Here is an 18,062-nt window from a genome sequence, read left to right on the forward strand (position 1 = left end):
TTGTACCACAATATGCAAACGCTTCCCGTAAATTCACAGAAATTAGGAGAGCATGATTAAGAAAAGGAAACAAGCGGGACCTTACAGCTGATCCGCGCGTGCCAAAAATCCGCGGATGACATCGCAGGAATGGGCAAAGGCCTTCTGTTCTTCCGGTGTCAGGTCAATTTCCAGAATCTGTTCCACACCGTTTTTACCGATAACAGCGGGAACGCCCGCGTGAACACCAGTTTGACCGTACTCGCCCTCCAGCAGAGTGGAAACGGGTAGAATCCGCCTCTCATCGTTAAAAATTGCCTGTACCAGATCCGCACAAACCATGCCGATGCCAAATTCCGTGCAGCCTTTGCCATCCACAATGTCGCAGCCGGAGGCGCAGTCCTGCCGGCAGATGGCGCCAAAATCCAGTTTCTGCAGCAGTTCCGGCTGCGCTGCCGCGTAGTCCCGAATCGGCACGCCGCCGACAAAAATATGAGAAGCCGGAATCATCTGCGAATCCCCGTGTTCCCCCATGCTGTAAGCCTGAATGGAGCGGCGGTCCACACCAAGAATTTCCGAGAGGATGCGGCGCAGCCGGGCGGAGTCCAGTGAAGTGCCGGTGCTGAATACCTGCGCTTTCGGCAGGTCGAGCCGCTTGCGCAGAAAGTCTGCCACAATGTCTGCCGGGTTGGAGATGCTGATTAAAATGCCGTTGAAACCGGAAGCTTTCAGCGGCACGACAATGCGATTCATAATGGCAATGGAGCTGTCGAACATATCCAGACGGGTCTGGCCCGGCTGGCGGCTCACACCGGCCGCCATCACCACAATCTGCGCATCCGCACAGTCTGCATACGTACCCGCACGCACGCGCACGCGGTGGGCAAGCAGGCTGGAGGCGTCGTCCTGATCCTGTGCCTGCATACGTGCTTTTTCTGTGTCCGTATCCAAGTAAACCAGCTCGTCGGCCCCGTTGCGCAGCATAATGCTGTACCCGCAGTGTGAGCCCACATGCCCTGCGCCGATAATGACGATTTTACGCTTTTGAATGTTTGTCATGTCCGTATCCCCCCGTTGTCGTTTTTCTTATTATAACACAGTTTTTTTCAATCGCCGCCGGGAAATGCGCATTTTTTCAGTTGAGCGGAACCTTGTTCGGCGCTTCACCAAAGTGTCAAAACCGATCTTTCAGACAAAAAGCAGCACCAGCTGTGGGGAAGGTAGGGTGCTGCTTCTTATTGAAACTCTTGTTTGTTTTTATTCGGCTGTGTCGGCGTGAATGGTGCGTGCCACAACGACACCGGTCACGGAAGCCTGCATCAGGCCGCGCGTAATGCCCGCGCCGTCTCCGATGGCGTACAGACCGGGAATGACCGTGGAAAAGTGGCTGTCCACTTCAACTTTGGAGGAGTAAAATTTCACTTCCACGCCGTACAGCAGGGTGTTCTTGCTGTAAAGACCCGGCGCCAGTGCGTCAAAGGCTTTGAGAGATTCGACAATGGAGGTCAGGTGGCGGTGCGGCAGAACAAAGGAAAGGTCGCCCGGCACAGCGGTTTTCAGGGTGGGCACTGTGGTGGATTTGGAAAGCCGCGAAGCGTCGCTGCGGCGGCCCAGCAGCAGGTCGCCTAAGCGCTGTACCATGATGCCGCCGCCTGTCAGCATATTGCCGAGCTTGGCAATGTACCTGCCGTACTCGATGGGCTGATTAAACGGCTCTGTGAATTTGGTGGAAACCAGCAGGGCAAAGTTGGTGTTGTCACTGTGCCGGTCGTCCTCCGCATAGGAGTGACCGTTTACCACGGCAAGTCCGCCGTTCGGCCCATCGTAATGCTCTTCGCTGACGATGCCGCCGGGGTTCATGCAGAACGTGCGTACTTTGTTTTCAAAGGTGTCAGAGTAGTACACCAGCTTGGCTTCGTACAGACTTTTGGTCAGGTGATCCATCACGCCGTTGGGAACTTCCACGCGTACGCCGATGTCCACTTCGTTGTTGGTGGTCTGCAGACCGGTTTCGGCAGCCATGTGAGAAAGCCACGCTGCGCCGCCGCGTCCGGGCGCAGCTACCACATTTTCTGCTTCGACTTGGCAGGAGGAGCCGTCTGCAAGTGTCAGCACCGCACCGGCAGCGCGGCCGTTTTTCACGATGATGCTTTCCGCGGTGGTGTGCGGCAGGAAGGTAAACTGCGGCTTCTGCGCAAGGTAGTCGTACATGGCCTTTAAGACTTGGTAACTATACTCGGTGCCCATGTGGCGCACCGGGCAGCGAATCAGCTGGATGTTTTGGCGGCGCGCGTCATAGGCGATTTTGTCCGCTGTGCGGTCGCCTAACCCGAAAACCTTTTCCGGTGCGCCGAAGTGCAGGTAGGTTTCGTCACAGTAGTGAATAAGCTCCTGCGCTTTTTCACGGGACATATAATCAATCAAATTGCCGCCGACATCTTCACAGAGTGAAAGCTTGCCATCGGAAAAAGCACCCGCACCGGCCCAGCCGTTCATAATGCTGCAGGTTTTGCAGTGCATACAGCGTCCCTGCGTGCGTGCCGGGCAGCGGCGGTCGGCAATGGTGCTGCCGCTGTCAACAACGAGCACTGCTTTTTCCGGCGCGATGCGGTCCAGTTCCAGTGCGGTAAAAATCCCCGCCGGGCCGGCACCAATTACCAATACGTCATAGTTTTTTTTCATACAGTGTTTCCTTTCAAACGATTCCAATACGGGAGCACAAACGGTATCATTATAAACACCCGTCCGCGCTTTGTCAATGCACTTTGCGAAAACGAACAGCAAATGCGAGGTCTTGACTTACCGGCCAGCGGGCTGTGCCGTCCACGAAAACAGATACCGTGTCTGTTCGGGTGCGGCAATCGCCGGTTCGGGCAGCTGCACGAAGGAACCGGACAGACCGCGTTCCTGTGCCGCCAGATGAAAATGGCACGCGCCAATGCCCAAATCTACGCGCTGAATTTCGACTGCGGGCGGTTCCTTTTTGGCGGGAATCCGTGCGTAGAAGTGATAGGTGTCTGCTTCCTTTACAAGGCGCCAAGGCTGCTTATTGACCGCAGAGGGCGCCAGCCGCAGCATTTCCAGCGGAAACGCATAGTCGCCGGCATCAGCCTGTGTCAGCGGATGGGAAAAGTCGTCCTTGAAAAACAGCGTGTCCCACGCCAGCCGGTGGTCGGATTTTGCCAGCAGGCGGGCGGCAGAGTCCAGTATCCTCCGCTTTTCCCGCGGATAGCCGATGGGCGAAATTGCTGGAAAGAGCTGGTTTGGTGGCAGCTGCATCGCCGCAGAAAAGGCGCTGCGGTCAAAGGTTCCGCCAAGCCAGCAGGTGCCGAATCCGCGGGAGGTAAGGTACAGGAGAACCTGCTCCATGGAGTAACCGATTGCCTCCAGTCCCAGCGCACAGGGGGCGGCGCTGACCCCCACGAAGTACGACGCCCCTTGAATGACACCGTACGTACCAAGCTTTTCGCCGCCGGTTGCCGCTTGCTTTTCGGCAAAGTGGAACGAAACCGGTACAGAAAAGGGGTTCTGTACACCGGCGGCGTATGCCTCTATGCGCTTTTTTTCATCGTCCGGCACTGGCTGCGGCAGATAGGAGCGAACACTATGCCGCTTTTTTACGGTCTGTGCAATCGGAAAATCCATTTTCATCGGTTTCTTCCTCCTAATAGGGCAGCGCAGTGCGCCGCGCACGTCTTTCTGCATTCATTATACAACGTTTCGGCAGCCGGCACAAATGCTTTGCGGCGGTGCGGCGCGCAAAAAACGGGCATGAAAAGCAGTCTTTTGCTTTTCATGCCCGCTCAAAGCGGGTTTATGCGCGGAGCGTGCGGTTCAGTTCCTCCAGAACATCCGCAAGATCCAGACCGTGTACCAGACACGCATCAGCCAGAGTTTCCATCTGGGAAGACGGGCAGCCCAAACAGTGCATACCGCACGCGGTCAGAATCGGTGCGGCGGCGGGGTGCTGGCGCAGAATTTCCCCGATTTGCATTTCCCCGGTGACAGCAGGCTTTTTCGCTGCGTCATTGCCGAAAAACAGAGCAAGGTCATCCGCAACGGTGCCGATGCCCGCAATGCCGAAGGTGTCAATCAGAATTTTCGCCACATTGGGGGAAAGGAACGCCGGCAGTGTCGGCCCAAGGTGAATGTTTTTCACACCGAGAGAAAGCAGTGCCAGCAGGACAATGACGGCTTTCTGCTCGTACCATGCGATATTATATACAATGGGCAGGTCGTTAATGTCCTCCACACCGAAAATCTCTTTCAGTTTGAGCGCAATAACCGCCAGAGAATAGGAGTCGTTGCACTGCCCGGCGTCCAGCACGCGCGGAATGCCGCCGATGTCGCCGAGGGCAAGTTTGTTGTACCGGTACTTGGCGCAGCCTGCGGTGAGGATGACAGTGTCTTTCGGCAGTGCCTTGGCAAAGTCTTCGTAGTAGCTGCGGGACTTTGCGCGCCCGTCGCAGCCGGCCATCACTACAAATTTTTTAATCGCGCCGGACTTTACCGCGTCCACAATCTTGTCGGCAAGCGCGAACACCTGCGCATGGGCAAAGCCGCCAATGATTTCCCCGTGCTCAATCTCTGTTGGCGGCGTGCAGCGCTTCGCGTGTGCAATCAGTGCGGAGAAATCCTTTTCCTTGCCGACGCCGCCCGGAATGTGCCGGCAGCCGGGATAACCTGCCGCACCGGTGGTGTACAGGCGGTCTTTGTAGCTGTCTTTCGGCGGGACAATGCAGTTGGTGGTCATCAGAATCGGGCCGTTGAAGCTCTCAAATTCTTCACGCTGCTTCCACCATGCGTTGCCGTAGTTGCCAATAAAGTTCGGGTACTTCTTAAATGCCGGGTAGTAGTGGGCGGGCAGCATTTCCGAGTGGGTGTATACATCCACGCCTGTGCCTTGCGTCTGTTTCAGCAGCATTTCCAGGTCGCGCAGATCGTGACCAGAAACCAGAATACCCGGCCGATTGCCCACGTCGATGCGAACTTTGGTGATTTCGGGATTGCCGTAGGCTTCGGTGTTGGCCTTGTCCAGCAGCGCCATGCCCCGCACGCCCCAGCGCCCCGTTTCCAGCGTCAGCGCAACCAGGTCGTTAGCCAAAAGGGAATCGTCCAAAGTCTTTGCCAGTGCGCTCTGCAGAAACGCGTCCAATTCGCTGTCTTCCTGCAGCAGGGCATTGGCGTGCTTGGTGTAAGCGGAAAGACCTTTCAGCCCGTAGGTAATCAGCTCGCGCAGGCTGCGAATGTCCTCGTCCTTTGTGGCAAGGACGCCGACTTCGGCGGCTTTTGCTTCGTAGTCCGCACGGCTGCCGTTCCACAGGGCGGCGGTGGGCAGAACGCTTTGGTCGGATACCTGCCGCAGCAGCACCTGCTTTTGCTGCAGGGTGTCGGTGATGCGCGCGGCGATGGCATCGCGGTCAAAGTTTGCGTTGGTAATGGTGGTGAACAGATTCAGCGTCACCAGATGGTTGATTTCCGGCGCGACGGGTTTGCCCGCTCGGCGCAGCTGTGTGGTCACAGCGGAAAGTCCCTTGGTTACAAACACCAGCAGGTCCTGCATGGCGGCGACTTCCGGTTTTTTGCCGCAGACGCCGGACTGTGTGCAGCCGGTGCAGCCTGCGGTTTCCTGACACTGATAGCAAAACATTTTAGCTTCCATGAATGGTTCCTCCTTGTCTGTGCTTCGTTCGTTTTGTTCTGGGTCTATCCTAACAGAGAGAACGCGGAAAGTCCGTAACACACGTTACGGATAAAACTTTTTTAAAACGGCACCGCCTGCGGGAAACGTTTTACAAGCGGGTCAGGAAACTGTGATGACGGAAACGGGACATCCGTTTTGCGCTTCCACAGCGGCTGCTGCGACTTCCTCCGGAACGTCTTCTCGATAAACCTCGGCAAAGCCGTCCTCAGCCATCTGAAAGACTTTCGGGCAGGTTTGTGTGCATAGGCTGCAGCCAATGCAGCCGCTTCTGTCTAATTCTGCTTTCATGCTCTTTTCTCCTTTTAGGTGCCGGTTGTGTTTGTCTGCTGTTCTGCTGACGGGAAAACGACGGTCAGCAGCATTTTAAAGGCATTTTGAGCGGCAACCGCGTGCGGTTGCGGGCACAGCCGGTTTTGTGCTATGCTAAATGCAAAAGCAGACAGGAGGAAGCAGCATGGTGGAACAGCTGAAGCAGAGCGCACTGTTTGCGCAGATGACAGAAGAAGAGATTCGTGGATGCCTGACCTGCAGCAAAGCCAGCACCGCCGTGTACCAAAAAGAGGAAATGATCTTTCTGCAGACGGACCGGCCGGAAAAGCTGCTGGTGCTGCTGGAGGGTACGGTGGTCATCGGCAGCGACTCGCGGGAGGGGCGGCGCAGCATTGTGGCGGCGTTTGAGCAGCCGGGCGAGTTGTTTGGGGAGGTGTTCCTGTTTTTGAACCGCCAGACGTACGACCATTATGCGCAAGCGGTGACACCGGTGCGTTTGCTGCAGATTCCGAAGGATTTTTTGTACCATACCTGTGGAAACAACTGCGGGTACCACGCAAAGCTGATTTCCAATATGCTTTCGATTCTTGCGCACAAAGCATATTTTTTGAATCAGCGGCTGCAGGTTGTTTCCTGTGCAACGCTTCGCCAGAAGATTGCACAGACCCTGCTACAGAACCGCTGCGCGGGCAAGCTGGCGGCGCTAGACATGAGCCGCGAGGAGCTGGCAGATTACCTGAATGCCGCGCGGCCGTCCGTTTCGCGGGAACTGATGAAAATGCAGCAGGAGGGGCTGCTGCAAGTGGACAGGCGGAAGATTTTTGGCGATGCGGAAAAACTGCAAGGTTTGCTGTGAGCTGGCGGTGCAGACTTGACAGAACGCTGCAAAGTGCTTATACTGGAGTAAACATATAAGCACAATAGGCATTTGATAAAACCGGAACAGAGGCGCAGGGAGCATGACCAATCCTTTTGTAAACATGAAAAACGCGTGGAAACGCTGGCTAAACCGCATGGCGAAAGCCAATCAGCAAGCGTATGGCAGCGGCGTGCCGGACTGCTGCAAGATGAACCGACAGACTTCTCAGCAGAAAAAACCGTGAATCTGTAAAATTTCAGTAGCATAAGAAAGCCGCCGCCTTAGCTGTAAAAAACAGCAGGGCGGCGGCTTCTTTCGTACAGGGGTTAAAGAGAGCCGGACGGTCGGCAGCCAGAGTCCAGCAGTACACTGCGGAACCTGCCGGCGGCAATATTCAGCGGGCGGTCGGTGTCCTCTACCAGACAGATGGAGCGTTCCGGAATGACGTCTTTTAAAAAGATTTGAAACACATCGCCGTGCGCAAGCGCTTCTTCCGCCATGTTTTCGGGCAGAAAGCCGATGCCCAGATCATTTTTGACCAGCAGCAGAATCTGGTCAGTGGTGGCGGTTTCTGTGTCCGGCTGCAGGGGCAGCCCATGCTGCAGAAACAGTCGGTTGTAAAACGCATACGTCATGGTGTCTTTGCCAAGGCAGATGAAGGGGTACTGCGTGAGTTCGTGCAGATGAAAGGATTTTTCTGCCAGAAAGGCGAACTGCGGGCCGCCGATTAAGACTTCGCGAAACGACTTTAAGGGGGTTTCGTGCAGCGGCTTGTGGGCGCCGGTGGGGGTGGTCACCACGGCAATGTCGACCATGCCGTTTTTGAGTGCGGAAAGCGCTTGTGGGGTAGACTGATTGGAGATGCGCAGACGGATACCGGGGTAAGTCATGTGAAAGCTGCGCAGCTTTTCCAGTAAAAGACCGTACAGCGCCGTTTCACTGGTGCCGATGGAAAGGATGCCACTCTGCAGGGTCTTATCGGTGGAAAGTTCCTCTTCGCCGGCACGAATCTGTTCGTAGGCGACGGCGACGTGCGCGTAAAGCTTTTCCCCCTCCGGCGTAAGGGTAACGCCGCGGTTGGTGCGCAGAAAAAGCCTGCAGCCCAGCTCATGCTCCAGGTTGTTCATGCAGCGGGTGATATTTGGCTGGCCGTTCAGCAGGATATTTGCGGCTTTTGTAAAGCTTTGATACTTCGCAACATAGTAAAAAATGCGGTAATACTCATAACTGACACTCATTTTTCTAGATCCTCTGCCATGTAAAATTGATATGACGAATATCTCAAAGATACCTTTTACAGCTTTCTGATTATCTAGTATACTAAAATGGGAAAGGAAAAGCAAGCCGCAGGGCGCGTACAGTGGGGTACTTGTTTTTTCTGACAGAAAAATAAGGAAATGGAGTGAACGGTTGTGACAAATCTTCTGGAAGCACTGATGATTTTATGTTTTGGTCTTTCGTGGCCGATTTCGATTTACCGCTCGTACGTGGCCAGAACCGCAAAGGGAAAGAGCCTCTTTTTTGAGGTGTTCCTGTGGGTTGGCTATGTGTTCGGTATTATTCGGGAGTTTATGCAGTACTTTTCCGGCCAGGGGCTGGACTTTCTGTTTTACCTGGGGTGGGTATTCTATTTTCTGAATATCACGGAAATCACCATCGATATGCTGCTGTATCTGCGCAACGCAAAGCTGGATAAGCAGAGGGAAGAGCAGCTTGCGCAGGAGTTGGAGCCAAAAACCGAACAGACCACCGCCGGTAAAGAAAGCGAGTAAATTTTGCAGCAGGCAGAAACAAATTGATTGTATGAACTGTAAAGAAGGAAGGTTTGACTTATGAGTAATCAGCGGTTTGTGGTAACCATCAGCCATCAGCTTGGCTGCGGAGGGGCGTACATCGGGCAGAAAATCGCGGAGGAATTTCAGATTCCTTTTGTGGATCGCGATATTCTGAAGCGAGTTGCCGATGAGCTGCACCTGGCGGAAGCGGATTTGGAGAACCGTGACGAGCGGCTTTCTTCCGTATGGGAGAAGCTGACGGAGCAGATGTATACGGCGCCGGCGGCGGGCTGGGTGCCCCAGTACCACCCGAGCGATAAGGAGCTTTTCTATTTGGAGTCGGAGTATATCCTGAAAATCGCGGAAAAAACCTCTGCGGTGATTTTGGGTCGCGGCGGCCGCTATCTGCTTCGGGATGCACCGCGGCACGTCCGCATTTTTGTCACGGCAGAAATGCCGGAACGGGTGGAACGTGTAGCGGCGCTTTTCCACATTTCCAAAGATGCCGCAAAGACAAAAATTGAAACGAATGACCAGCAGCGGATTGCGTTTAACCGCACATTTACCAAGTCTGACCGCCTGGATGTGCGCCTGTATGATCTGGCTGTGAACACGTCGGCACTAGGGCTGGACTGTGCGGCAAACCTTGTGCTGCAGAGCGTGCGCGCCAAGCTGTCCCTGAAAGAAGTTTGAGCAGTAGCTATAATATAAGAACAAAGCCTCTCCCTGCCGTTCGCAGCGGAAGGGCCTTGTTCTGTGCCGGACCGGCTTACTGCGCAGTGCAGAAAAGTACCGAAGCCCGACATAAAAAGCCGGAGCAGAACCTCTCCCATAGGAGTGTCCTGCTCCGGTTTTTGGATTCATCAATGGTAGTTGTGGTAACTGCCTGTATGGCGCCTGCTGCGGTTTTTGCTGGCACTGCGGCGTCCACGGTATTTGCGGCTGCCGCCGCCCCGGCGGTGGCGGCTGCGCAAGGCGCGCAGTAGAAAGGCTGCCAAAACAATAACGGCTGCCACGCCAACGACTGTCGCGGCGGTGCGGAACCATGATGTCTTGTAAAAGGCAACGTATTGCTCCACATCGTCAGAGGCAACCAGACTGACAGTTGCCAGCGTTTCGTTATTGTACAGTACGGTCACCGTGCCGATTTTCTGCCCTTTTTTCACAGGCGCCGCAATACTTTTCGGCAAGGACACCTTGGTGGTGGGACTGGTTCCGCCGGTCGGCAGCATCGCGCTGTAATCGGAAGCGGGCACGACCGACAGCTGCTGCTTTTTGTCTTTTGCCTGCTGCACCGGCACCGTTGCCACTGCTTTGGATTTTGAGAGGATGTCCTGCTTTTTCAGCGAATCAAACGCCCAGGTGTAAAGCTGGCGTGAGTCCTCAAATGCCCCGTTGGTCACGACTGCTTTCCCGTTTTTGACACTTGGTGCGCCTAAAGCTGCACAAAGGTAATTAACGCCGTCTTTGGAGGCAGTGGATACCAGACAGTAGCCGGCCTCGTCAGAAGTGCCGGTTTTTCCGGTGGTGCAGGGTGCATAGTAATAACTGGAGGTTTTGTCCAACAGCTTGTTAGAGGTTTTCAGTTTGCGTGCCGGCGTGTAGTTGGTGGCAGGGACGGTGTAGGATGCGGTGGATGTGATTTGCTTAAACAGCGGCAGCGTCTGTGCGTATTTGTAAATCTTTGCAAGGTCGCTGACCGTTGTATAGTGGTCTTTATCGTACTTGCCGAATACATTGGTGTAATTGGTGTTGGCACAGCCGAGGTCTTTGGCTTTTTGATTCATCAGCTGTACGAACTGCGACAGATTGCCGCCCGATGCGGATTCTGCCAGCGCGATGGCGGCATCATTGCCGGAGGGGATGAGCATACAGTACATCAGGTTCAGAGCGGAAATTTTTTCTCCCACAGCCAGCTGCACGGTGACAAAGGAACGGTTCGGCAGTTGTGCCTGCACATCGTTTGAAATGGTGACGATGGTGCCTTTGGGGTCTTTAATCAACTGGGACGCTACAATAAAAGTCATAATTTTCGTTGTAGAGGCCTGTGGAACTTTTAGATTTTCATTTTTGGCGTAAACGGTGTCGCCGCTGTCGAGATTGACAAGTTCCAACGCTTTGCTTTGCGGGATGAAGCCGGGGTTCAGGTTCACTGCCTGTACGGGAATGGTCACTGTTACAAGAACAAAAATCGCCGCACAGGTCGTGCAGAGCCATTGTTTCAGTTTCTTTTTCATGTTGTTTCTCCTTCCAGCAGATACACCCTTACTATAGCACGGAATGCGAAAAAGGTAAAGTGAGCAGTGCAAAAAACGGGCGGTGTCCACACCGGCAGAAATTTGCATTTTTCAGCGGTACACGATAAAATAAAAAACAAGCAGGCATACATTGCAGCCTGCAAGCGACTTTTGGGGATGCGGGAGGAATTGATTTGGATAGACCATATTCGTTGGGAAGCACACTGCTTGGCTGCGCCACTTCTGCCACGCAGATTGAGGGGAGCCCTACGAAAAACAGCTGGTACGACTGGGCAGAGGAATCCGGCAGGCTAAAGGACGCCTCCAGCCCGAAGAATGCCAATCAGCACTGGCAGCGCTGGCGCGAAGATAATCGGCTGATTCAAGAAATGGGCCTGCAGGTGTACCGCATGAGTTTGGAGTGGAGCCGGATTGAGCCGGAAGAGGGGCATTTCTGCCGGCAGGCGGTCAACCATTACCGGGCGGAAATCGAGGATTTGCAGAAGATGGGTGTTAAAGTCCTGGTTACCCTGCACCACTTCTCCAATCCATCCTGGTTCGAAAGCCGGGGCGGATTTTTGCTGAAAGAAAGTCCAGCAATTTTTCTGCGCTATGTGACGTATGTGGTAGAGGCCATCGGGGATTTGGTCAGCGATTATGTCACACTGAATGAACCGAATGTTTATGTGACGCTCAGCTATTTTCTGGCGCAATGGCCGCCGGCTAAGCACAACCCCGGGCAGGCGGTGCGGGTTATGCGCAATCTGGTGTACTGTCACCTGACCGCCTACCGGCGGATTCACCGGATTCGCGCGGAGCGCGGTTTTCCAGGCAGAACCATGGTTGGCTTTGCGGAGCACCTGCGCGTGTTTACACCGGCACAGCCAAAAGACCGACCGCTTGCGAACGGCATGGAGTACCTGTTTCAGGGACTGACAGAAGCGATGTACACCGGTCGGCTGACGCTGCCCTTGGGGGTGGAGGCGCCACTGGGGGACGGTCGCTTTTACGATTACATCGGAATCAATTACTACACCCGCATTTGGGTGCATGGTGTAAATACGGCCGGCAGACCGGGGCGGCCGGTTAACGACCTTGGCTGGGAGATTTATCCGGAGGGGCTGGGCATTCTTATGCGCCATCGTTACAAACGCTTCACGGCACCCATATGGGTGACAGAAAACGGCGTGGCAGACCGGGATGACAAATACCGCTGCCGGTTTCTGTATGACCATCTGCGGCAGATTGCGGAAAGTGGGCTGCCAGTGGAGCGGTACTACCACTGGTCCTTTATGGATAACTTTGAGTGGGCGGAAGGCGAAACTGCTGCATTCGGCTTAATCGGCTGTGACTTTCAAACGCAAAAACGCACCATCCGCCGCAGTGCTCGTTTTTACAAGGAGATTATTCAGAACCACGGTGTCACACAGCCGATGATTGACCACTACCTGCGCTGAAACGGTGCGACTTTTGAAAATGTGGGGAAAGCGCCGAAAACTTTATTTTATTCTGCAAAGTAAAGCGTACAGGGGGCGCATAGAATACCAAGCAAAATAATTGAAAGCTTTTTAGCAATCCTCGTGTTTTTTAAAAGCCGAACCTGCAAAAAACAAAAAGTAATTCGGCATTTCTCCAAAAGGGTTTACCTGCCCCTGTCCGTCTGCTATGATACTGGCAGAGGAAGCAAACAGAACCCAAAGAAGCAAGGAGGAACCCGCTATGTTTGTTACAAAACCAGACCGTCCGGACAGAGTGAAAGTCGGAGAGCCGGTGGTACGCCAGGAAATCCGCGTGGTGCCCAGCGCAACCCGCACACCTTTCCCGAGCCTGGTCGGCGGGGCCGACCGCACCGACCGTGTGGAACCAGTGCCGGAGCGGGAGCGATTTTCCTGATTCTTTATGAATGACCTATTGAAAAAGAACACTGCCAAAAAAGGCGGTGTTCTTTTTTTATGCAGCCTGCTTCTTCCTTTAAGACCTTGGGGCGTTGCCCCAAACCCTACCGCCCTTGAAAGGGCGGGCGGAACTTTTGCTGAAAGGACTTCGAAGTGTCTGCGTTCTTTTGACGCAGACTATAAAAGAAGAGAGGAAAGTTTCCGTGAGCTTCAGCACACTGCGTGCAGGCTGAGCCTGCCTTGGGGCGTTGCCCCAAACCTTAGTCGCTTTCTGAGAAAGCGACGGAAAGCAACGTTTTCGAAGTGTCTGCGTTCTTTTGACGCAGATTATAAAAGAAGAGGGGAAAGTTTCCGTGAGCTTCAGCACACTGCGTGCAGGCTGAGCCTGCTTTGGGGCGTTGCCCCAAACCCTACCGCCCTTGAAAGGGCGGGCGGAACTTTTGCTGAAAGGACTTCGAAGTGTCTGCGTTCTTTTGACGCAGATTATAAAAGAAAAGGGGAAAGTTTCCGTGAGCTTCAGCACACTGCGTGCAGGCTGAGCCTGCCTTGGGGCGTTGCCCCAAACCTTAGTCGCTTTCTGAGAAAGCGACGGAAAGCAACGTTTTCGAAGTGTCTGCGTCCTTTTGACGCAGATTATAAAAGAAAAGGGGAAAGTTCCCGTGAGCTTCAGCACACCGCGTGCAGGCTGAGCCTGCCACACCGCGTGCAGGCTCAGCCTGCCTGCGGGGATTCCCCGTTGCTGAATTCACTGAGATGCAGACCTTTGTTGTGGTCGATTGCCCAAGAGATGTTCCATTCGCTGACAAACAGAAGCAGGTGGCTGCCCTTTAAGTCCTGAATGCAACGGGTGTCGCTGGTCAGATCCAAAGTCTTGGGGTCAAGATCTTCGTTTTGAATCCAGCGGATATATTCGTGCGGCAGACTTTCCATGCGGATGTCTACCTTGTATTCATTTTTCAGGCGATACTCCAGAACTTCAAACTGCAGAACACCGACAACACCGACAATGACTTCTTCCATGCTGCCGTTCAGCTCCTGAAAAATTTGAATGGCACCTTCCTGTGCGATTTGCGTAATGCCCTTGACAAACTGCTTGCGCTTCATGGTGTCTACCGGAGAAACACGGCTGAAATGTTCCGGCGCAAAGGTCGGAATTCCGCCAAACGTGAATTTTTTGGCAGGGGAGCACAGCGTGTCGCCAATAGAAAATACACCCGGGTCAAACACGCCGATGATGTCGCCCGCATACGCGTGGTCAATGACTTCCCGCTGCTCTGCCATGAGTTGCTGCGGCTGCATCAGCTTCATTTTGCGCCCGCCCTGCATATGCATGACTTCCATGCCGCGGTCAAACTCACCGGAGCAAATACGCATGAATGCCACGCGGTCGCGGTGTGCTTTGTTCATATTCGCCTGAATCTTAAACACAAATGCGGAAAAGTCCGGGTCGGTCGGGTTTACCGTTCCGGCGGTGGACTCACGCGGCAGCGGCGGTGTGGTCATGCGCAGAAATTCCTGCAGAAACGGTTCCACACCGAAATTGGTCAGCGCGGAGCCGAAAAAGACCGGGGAAAGTTTGCCCTGCCGCACGTCTTCCAGTGAAAATTCTTCGCCCGCGCCGTCCAGCAGTTCCACATCGTCCCGCAGAGTTGCGAGTAGGTCATCGCCAAGCAGACCGGCAAGCTTCGGGTCGGAAAGGTCACTGGCGGATTCTGCTACCTGATGCGCGCCGTTGGCGGTTTCTTCGGCGGTAAAGGTCAGAATTTTCTTTGCGGCGCGGTCATAAACACCCTGAAAGTCACGGCCGCTGCCGATGGGCCAGTTGACCGCGTAAGTCTTGATGCCCAGCTCTTCTTCAATTTGTTCGGTCAGGTCATAGGGACTGCGGGCGTCGCGGTCCATTTTGTTGATGAACGTGAAAATCGGAATGTTGCGCAGCGTGCAGACTTTAAACAGCTTGCGGGTCTGCTTTTCCACGCCCTTGCCGGCGTCAATGACCATCACGGCACTGTCTGCCGCCATCAGCGTGCGGTAAGTGTCCTCTGAAAAGTCCTGATGGCCGGGGGTGTCCAGAATGTTGATGCAGAAATTGTTGTACGCAAACTGCATGACAGATGAGGTTACAGAAATGCCGCGCTGCTTTTCGATTTCCATCCAATCAGAAACGGCATGGCGCATATTTCGCTTGCCCTTGACCATGCCGGCCTGCTGAATGGCGCCTCCGTACAGCAGCAGCTTCTCGGTCAGGGTGGTTTTACCGGCGTCTGGGTGCGAGATAATCGCAAAGGTGCGGCGCCGCTCGATTTCCTGTTTATAATCCAGCATAAATGAGGGTCCCTCCGAATGATTGTAATACTTGTATGCGCGAAATGAATCTGTTTTACACAGGGGCCCCTCCTAAACTTTCAAATTTTCCGTACCTTATAGTTTATCAAAAAACAGCGCTTCCTGCAAATGTTTTTTAGAAGTTTGAGGAATTGTGCTATAATCAAAGAAATCTCATAAAAAGCAGGGAGCGGAAAGCAAATGAATCCGACAGAAAAGGCGACTTCCCGTCTGAAGCAGGAACCACTGCACTATATCAGCATCTTGGAGCCGCTGCGCAGGGGGACGGCGCAACTCCTTTACGCGGGTGAGGACGGCGTGCAGATTCGTCTGGGTCAGACAGTGTTGCAAAGCGCGGTTTCGCCGCAGGCTGCAGAGCGCCTGCTGAACCGTCTGCCACAGGTTCCACAGATGTTTGTTGCGCATGAAGATTACGAAAAGGAACTTTTCGAGCGGCTTTGCGGCGGGCGGGACGCATTTGAGCCGGGAATGTGCAATCCCTGCCGAACGGCGGTTTATACGGACAGCGAGCCGCTGCCCGTTTCAGAAACGTTTGATATCCGCAGGCTGGGTTCGGCGTATGCCGAAGCGGTCGCGAAGCAGTACCACCTGTTTGATGATTTGGCATATATTCAGGAACGGATTGCGGCGGGCGTCTTTTACGGCGCCTTTCTCGGCGGGGAGCTGACTGGATTTATTGGCGAGCACAGCGAAGGCGCCATGGGAATGCTGGAGGTGCTTCCAAAATTCCGGCGCATGGGAGTGGCCTCTGCGCTGGAGGCGGATGCGGTTAACCGGAACCTTGCGGCAGGGCACACCGCTTTCTGCGATGTCATCCTCGGCAATGAGGCTTCTTTTGCGCTGCAGCGCACTTTGGGGCTTTCTGTTGCCGCGCGGCCGCATTACTGGCTGGCTGCGCCGGAGCGTGCGGAAAATTGACTTTTGCCCCGCAAAATTCTATAATGAATGCAAATGGATAGCAAGTACAGGGGGTGTGTGTATGCCGGACGAAACTTTAAAAGCCAAAGAACTGAAAACCACCCGCCGCCGCGAGGCAATTCTGGAGGTGCTTCGCACAGCACAGAAGCCAATGACGGCGGAGGCGGTCTACATGGCGGTTCTGCCGGTCATGCATATGAGCGTTTCCACGGCGTACCGCACGCTGGCAACGCTGACGGAAAAGGAAATTCTGTCAAAGGAGTTGGGGCAGGACGGCAAGGCGTACTTTCAGCTGAACGACCACCGCCACTGCCACTTCCTGCGCTGTACCGGCTGCGGCGAGATTATCCCGCTGGACGGCTGTCCAGTTGAAAAGCTGGAGAAAGAATGGGCGGCAAAAACCGGGTATCAAATCACCGGACACAGCCTGGAACTTTCCGGACTGTGCCCGAAGTGCGCCGCAAAGAGGAGTGGGAAACCGCATGAAAAATGAATGGGCAAGGACGGAACTGCTGCTGGGCGGACAGGCACTGGAGGAGCTGCAAGCGTCTTCCGTGCTGCTGTTTGGCGTGGGTGGCGTGGGCGGCTTTGCCGCGGAGGCGCTTTGCCGCTGCGGCATCGGTTCCTTTACGCTGGTGGATAAAGACACCGTCAGCCTGTCGAACCTGAACCGGCAGATTATCGCTCTGCACAGTACCATCGGGCAGTACAAAACCGATGTGATGCGCGCGCGGATGCTGGACATTAACCCCCGTGTGCAGGTGGAAAGCTGTCGCCTGTTTTACACAGCGGAAAATGCGGAGCAGTTTGACTTTGCACACTACAATTATGTGATTGATGCGGTCGATACAGTCAGCACCAAGCTGCTGATTGCGCAGCGCGCGTATGAGGCGCGCGTGCCGGTCATCAGCGCGATGGGTGCCGCGAATAAGCTGGACCCCACGCGCTTCTGCGTGAAAGATATTTTCCAAACGCAGATGGACCCGCTGGCGCGCGTGATGCGCCGGGAATTGCGCAGGCGGGGCGTGCCGAAGCTCAAGGTGGTCTGCAGTGAGGAGCCGGCGCAGGTTCCGCGGCCAAGTGAAGAGCCGCCAGCCCCCGGCAAGCGCACCACGCCGGGCAGCGTGAGCTTTGTACCCAGCGTGGCGGGGCTGATTCTGGCGGGCGCGGTCATCAGGGAGCTTACCGGTCTTTCTACAGGAGCACAGATATGATAAAAGCGGTTATTTTCGATATGGACGGCACCATTTTTGACACAGAGCGGATTTACCATGATGCCTGGATGGCAGCCGGTGTGCCGGAAGAATTGTACTGGCAGATGATTGGCCGCGGCCACGCGGAAATCCAGGAAATGTTCCGGCAGCATATGGATGTGCCGCCACAAGTGCTGTATGAGCGCTGTGATGCGGAAACAAAGCGGCTGCTGGCGCCGGGGGTACCGAAAAAGCCCGGTCTGGATGCTTTGCTGCAGCACCTGCGCCAGCAGGACTACCGCATGGCGCTTGCCACGTCTTCGCTGACCGAAAATGCTGGGGAAAAGCTGCGCCGCGCGGAAGTGACGGACTTTTTTGACGTGGTCATCGGCGGGGACCAAGTGGAACATGGCAAGCCCGCGCCGGACATTTACCGGAAAGCCGCCGATGCAGTGCACTGCGCACCGGCGGAATGCATGGTGCTGGAGGACAGCTTTAACGGGGTGCGCGGCGGGCACGCGGCGGGGATGTACACGGTGATGATTCCCGACCTGCTGCAGCCGGACGCGGAAATCCGCGTGCTGGCGGATGCAGTACTGCCCTCTTTGGCAGAAGTTGCGCCGCTGCTTCTGCGGTTGGCAAATGCTTGACATTCCACTGCGGCGCGCTTATAATGCAACTATATCGATAACAGCAGCGATGGGGAAAAAGACACCGGCACATAGCTGCAGAGAGCAGGCGGAACGGTGAAAGCCTGTGCGTGTGCCGGTGCGGATAAGTCACCCCGGAGCCGGCAGCCTGAACGCAGAGTAAGGCTGCCCGTTTGCCGGCGTTAACGGAACAAGCGGGCCTTCGGGTCAATGCGGGTGGTACCGCGGAATGGGTT

At 54.9% G+C, this 18,062-nt stretch carries 18 protein-coding genes and 1 other annotated feature (1 of these 19 only partly in view); of the genes, 10 read left to right on the forward strand and 8 right to left on the reverse strand.

From position 1 onward, the window contains the following. Positions 1-81: 81 nt before the first annotated feature. The 5 genes from PXC00_RS02200 to PXC00_RS02220 all read right to left on the reverse strand — a co-directional run bounded on the left by PXC00_RS02200 (position 82) and on the right by PXC00_RS02220 (position 5,971). Positions 82-1,038, reverse strand: coding sequence for an L-lactate dehydrogenase (locus PXC00_RS02200; protein WP_275846883.1), 957 nt, complete (start codon positions 1,036-1,038; stop codon positions 82-84). Positions 1,039-1,236: 198 nt separating this feature from the next. Then, positions 1,237-2,661, reverse strand: a complete 1,425-nt coding sequence (locus PXC00_RS02205; RefSeq protein WP_275846881.1) for an NAD(P)/FAD-dependent oxidoreductase — start codon at positions 2,659-2,661, stop codon at positions 1,237-1,239. A gap of 117 nt (positions 2,662-2,778) precedes the next feature. Next, entirely contained in the window at positions 2,779-3,630 is an 852-nt protein-coding gene (locus tag PXC00_RS02210; protein WP_275846879.1) for a nitroreductase family protein, read from the reverse strand. 163 nt (positions 3,631-3,793) lie between these two features. Then, entirely contained in the window at positions 3,794-5,641 is a 1,848-nt protein-coding gene (gene hcp, locus PXC00_RS02215) for a hydroxylamine reductase (RefSeq protein ID WP_275846878.1), read from the reverse strand. Between the two features lie 141 nt (positions 5,642-5,782). Further along, positions 5,783-5,971 (reverse strand): ferredoxin, encoded by a 189-nt coding sequence (locus PXC00_RS02220; protein WP_275846876.1) that lies wholly within the window; start codon positions 5,969-5,971, stop codon positions 5,783-5,785. Between the two features lie 166 nt (positions 5,972-6,137). On the opposite strand from PXC00_RS02220, the gene PXC00_RS02225 reads away from it, so the two are divergent. Beyond that, a complete protein-coding gene (locus tag PXC00_RS02225) occupies positions 6,138-6,809 on the forward strand; it encodes a Crp/Fnr family transcriptional regulator (RefSeq protein ID WP_275846875.1) in 672 nt (223 codons plus the stop codon). Positions 6,810-6,912: 103 nt separating this feature from the next. Beyond that, entirely contained in the window at positions 6,913-7,056 is a 144-nt protein-coding gene (locus PXC00_RS02230; RefSeq protein WP_275846873.1) for an LDCC motif putative metal-binding protein, read from the forward strand. An 82-nt stretch (positions 7,057-7,138) separates the two neighbouring features. Here PXC00_RS02230 and PXC00_RS02235 read toward each other — a convergent pair whose 3' ends face one another. Continuing rightward, positions 7,139-8,050, reverse strand: a complete 912-nt coding sequence (locus tag PXC00_RS02235; protein ID WP_275846870.1) for a LysR family transcriptional regulator — start codon at positions 8,048-8,050, stop codon at positions 7,139-7,141. Between the two features lie 174 nt (positions 8,051-8,224). Between PXC00_RS02235 and PXC00_RS02240 the strand changes: the two genes are divergently transcribed. Together PXC00_RS02240 and PXC00_RS02245 are read left to right on the forward strand one after the other, a co-directional pair. Next, positions 8,225-8,584 (forward strand): hypothetical protein, encoded by a 360-nt coding sequence (locus PXC00_RS02240; protein WP_275846868.1) that lies wholly within the window; start codon positions 8,225-8,227, stop codon positions 8,582-8,584. Between the two features lie 60 nt (positions 8,585-8,644). Beyond that, entirely contained in the window at positions 8,645-9,280 is a 636-nt protein-coding gene (locus tag PXC00_RS02245; protein WP_275846866.1) for a cytidylate kinase-like family protein, read from the forward strand. A gap of 170 nt (positions 9,281-9,450) precedes the next feature. On the opposite strand, the gene PXC00_RS02250 is transcribed toward PXC00_RS02245, so the two are convergent. Next, positions 9,451-10,824 carry a D-alanyl-D-alanine carboxypeptidase family protein gene (locus PXC00_RS02250; protein ID WP_275846864.1) on the reverse strand — a complete coding sequence of 458 codons (1,374 nt, stop codon included), beginning with the start codon at positions 10,822-10,824 and terminating at the stop codon, positions 9,451-9,453. A gap of 194 nt (positions 10,825-11,018) precedes the next feature. Here PXC00_RS02250 and PXC00_RS02255 point away from each other — a divergent pair, with 194 nt between their 5' ends. Beyond that, positions 11,019-12,281, forward strand: a complete 1,263-nt coding sequence (locus tag PXC00_RS02255) for a glycoside hydrolase family 1 protein (RefSeq protein ID WP_275846862.1) — start codon at positions 11,019-11,021, stop codon at positions 12,279-12,281. Between the two features lie 262 nt (positions 12,282-12,543). Then, a complete protein-coding gene (locus PXC00_RS02260) occupies positions 12,544-12,717 on the forward strand; it encodes a hypothetical protein (RefSeq protein ID WP_275846860.1) in 174 nt (57 codons plus the stop codon). A 713-nt stretch (positions 12,718-13,430) separates the two neighbouring features. On the opposite strand, the gene PXC00_RS02265 is transcribed toward PXC00_RS02260, so the two are convergent. Next, positions 13,431-15,044 (reverse strand): peptide chain release factor 3, encoded by a 1,614-nt coding sequence (locus tag PXC00_RS02265; RefSeq protein ID WP_275845767.1) that lies wholly within the window; start codon positions 15,042-15,044, stop codon positions 13,431-13,433. Between the two features lie 201 nt (positions 15,045-15,245). Here PXC00_RS02265 and PXC00_RS02270 point away from each other — a divergent pair, with 201 nt between their 5' ends. The 4 genes from PXC00_RS02270 (at position 15,246) to PXC00_RS02285 (ending at position 17,826) form a co-directional block, all read left to right on the forward strand. Continuing rightward, the gene (locus PXC00_RS02270; protein WP_275845766.1) at positions 15,246-15,983 is read left to right on the forward strand and encodes a GNAT family N-acetyltransferase; all 738 of its coding nucleotides are present in this window, start codon (positions 15,246-15,248) and stop codon (positions 15,981-15,983) included. A 61-nt stretch (positions 15,984-16,044) separates the two neighbouring features. Further along, positions 16,045-16,476 carry a Fur family transcriptional regulator gene (locus PXC00_RS02275; protein ID WP_275845765.1) on the forward strand — a complete coding sequence of 144 codons (432 nt, stop codon included), beginning with the start codon at positions 16,045-16,047 and terminating at the stop codon, positions 16,474-16,476. Further along, on the forward strand, positions 16,466-17,197 hold the full coding sequence (locus tag PXC00_RS02280; protein WP_275845764.1) for a tRNA threonylcarbamoyladenosine dehydratase: 732 nt from the start codon (positions 16,466-16,468) through the stop codon (positions 17,195-17,197). Before PXC00_RS02275 ends, PXC00_RS02280 begins: the two co-directional genes overlap by 11 nt. Beyond that, positions 17,194-17,826 (forward strand): HAD family hydrolase, encoded by a 633-nt coding sequence (locus tag PXC00_RS02285; protein WP_275845763.1) that lies wholly within the window; start codon positions 17,194-17,196, stop codon positions 17,824-17,826. The genes PXC00_RS02280 and PXC00_RS02285 overlap by 4 nt, the downstream gene beginning before the upstream one ends. Positions 17,827-17,863: 37 nt before the next feature. Continuing rightward, positions 17,864-18,062 (forward strand) — a binding site (T-box leader); it runs 19 nt beyond the window's last position.

It is taken from the genome of Caproicibacterium argilliputei (genome assembly GCF_029211325.2).
In the GTDB taxonomy this organism is placed as follows: Bacteria; Bacillota; Clostridia; order Oscillospirales; family Acutalibacteraceae; genus Caproicibacterium; species Caproicibacterium argilliputei.

What these genes read in the sequence shown, in the direction of transcription:
- hcp (WP_275846878.1), bottom strand. Translation starts at nt 5,641, where the DNA reads ATGGAAGCTAAAATGTTTTGCTATCAGTGTCAGGAAACCGCAGGCTGC.
- PXC00_RS02260 (WP_275846860.1), top strand. Translation starts at nt 12,544, where the DNA reads ATGTTTGTTACAAAACCAGACCGTCCGGACAGAGTGAAAGTCGGAGAG.
- PXC00_RS02230 (WP_275846873.1), top strand. Translation starts at nt 6,913, where the DNA reads ATGACCAATCCTTTTGTAAACATGAAAAACGCGTGGAAACGCTGGCTA.
- PXC00_RS02285 (WP_275845763.1), top strand. Translation starts at nt 17,194, where the DNA reads ATGATAAAAGCGGTTATTTTCGATATGGACGGCACCATTTTTGACACA.
- PXC00_RS02220 (WP_275846876.1), bottom strand. Translation starts at nt 5,971, where the DNA reads ATGAAAGCAGAATTAGACAGAAGCGGCTGCATTGGCTGCAGCCTATGC.
- PXC00_RS02200 (WP_275846883.1), bottom strand. Translation starts at nt 1,038, where the DNA reads ATGACAAACATTCAAAAGCGTAAAATCGTCATTATCGGCGCAGGGCAT.
- PXC00_RS02235 (WP_275846870.1), bottom strand. Translation starts at nt 8,050, where the DNA reads ATGAGTGTCAGTTATGAGTATTACCGCATTTTTTACTATGTTGCGAAG.
- PXC00_RS02270 (WP_275845766.1), top strand. Translation starts at nt 15,246, where the DNA reads ATGAATCCGACAGAAAAGGCGACTTCCCGTCTGAAGCAGGAACCACTG.
- PXC00_RS02210 (WP_275846879.1), bottom strand. Translation starts at nt 3,630, where the DNA reads ATGAAAATGGATTTTCCGATTGCACAGACCGTAAAAAAGCGGCATAGT.
- PXC00_RS02275 (WP_275845765.1), top strand. Translation starts at nt 16,045, where the DNA reads ATGCCGGACGAAACTTTAAAAGCCAAAGAACTGAAAACCACCCGCCGC.
- PXC00_RS02225 (WP_275846875.1), top strand. Translation starts at nt 6,138, where the DNA reads ATGGTGGAACAGCTGAAGCAGAGCGCACTGTTTGCGCAGATGACAGAA.
- PXC00_RS02205 (WP_275846881.1), bottom strand. Translation starts at nt 2,661, where the DNA reads ATGAAAAAAAACTATGACGTATTGGTAATTGGTGCCGGCCCGGCGGGG.
- PXC00_RS02265 (WP_275845767.1), bottom strand. Translation starts at nt 15,044, where the DNA reads ATGCTGGATTATAAACAGGAAATCGAGCGGCGCCGCACCTTTGCGATT.
- PXC00_RS02280 (WP_275845764.1), top strand. Translation starts at nt 16,466, where the DNA reads ATGAAAAATGAATGGGCAAGGACGGAACTGCTGCTGGGCGGACAGGCA.
- PXC00_RS02245 (WP_275846866.1), top strand. Translation starts at nt 8,645, where the DNA reads ATGAGTAATCAGCGGTTTGTGGTAACCATCAGCCATCAGCTTGGCTGC.
- PXC00_RS02250 (WP_275846864.1), bottom strand. Translation starts at nt 10,824, where the DNA reads ATGAAAAAGAAACTGAAACAATGGCTCTGCACGACCTGTGCGGCGATT.